The sequence below is a fragment of the Acinetobacter sp. AKBS16 genome (genome assembly GCF_002899995.1).
Lineage (GTDB): Bacteria > Pseudomonadota > Gammaproteobacteria > Pseudomonadales > Moraxellaceae > Acinetobacter > Acinetobacter baumannii.
The window spans coordinates 17953-18926 of the sequence record NZ_POYH01000098.1 but is presented as its reverse complement, the minus strand read 5'-3'; the positions used below and the strand labels follow the sequence as shown (position 1 = coordinate 18926).

At 34.2% G+C, this 974-nt stretch carries 2 protein-coding genes; both read right to left on the bottom strand.

Annotated features, from left to right (window positions below; all coding sequences use genetic code 11):
* On the bottom strand, window positions 1-285 hold a 285-nt coding region (locus tag C1642_RS19870; protein ID WP_265734999.1), incomplete at its 3' end, for a thiamine pyrophosphate-binding protein.
* A 291-nt stretch (window positions 286-576) separates the two neighbouring features.
* The coding region (locus C1642_RS17685) for a zinc-binding dehydrogenase (protein WP_146035353.1) at window positions 577-974 on the bottom strand (398 nt) is incomplete at its 5' end.

The window sequence follows — 974 nt, the reverse complement described above, 5'->3', positions numbered from 1 at the left end:
GGTAATCACTAAAGGAGTATGTGAATTCCACGCGTTACTCAATGCTCCCATCGCATTTCCCGTGCCGGCAGCTGAGTGCAGATTAACAAATGCTGGCTGACCTGTAGCCTGAGCATAACCATCAGCCATCCCGACTACAGCACCTTCATGTAAACCTAAAATATATTGAAAATCAGCAGGGAAATTTTTTAAGAAAGGAAGCTCATTTGAGCCAGGGTTACCAAACACGACTTTAATATTGTTTTTTCTTAAAATGTCATAAGTATATTGGTGGACTGTTTTCACTATAGTTCCTTGCTTGCGATATTATGAATTAATCTTAGAAGCTATAAAAATATAGATCAAATGAATAATAATTATTATAAATTATAGATACTATCTATATTCATAAGTACGCTTAGATATACTATCGAAATATAGGCGAATAAAGATCTGATAGATTTTAAGAATATCTTTAGAAAAATCTGGTTCGATCACTATTCAAATAGTGATATTCAATTGTAAGAAATTTAAATTAATTATGGTTCATAGGAATTTAAAAAGGCCATATCAAATAAATGCTATGGCCTTTGAAATTTAACCAATCTTTAAAATTGGTTTGAGTGTTATACCTTGTTGGCTATCGATTGCTGCTTGATTAATATCTTTGAAGTCATAAAATTTGATCAGTTTATCAAATGGAAATTTACCCTGCTGATATAACGCAACCAGTTCTGGAATAAAGCGTTTAGCAACACTATTTCCTTCTACAACTCCCGTGATTGATTTACCTCCAATCAGTAAATCATTTACATCAAAAGCTGCCGTTACCCCTAATGGTGGTGCACCAACAATTGCAATTTTGCCAAGAATTCCAAGCGCATCAATCCCCTGTTTTACAATTTCAGGACGGCCTGTAGATTCTAGTGCAAATTGAACACCACCTTGCGTAATTTCCTTAATTGCTTCAATGGGGTCTTGAACTTTACTATTAA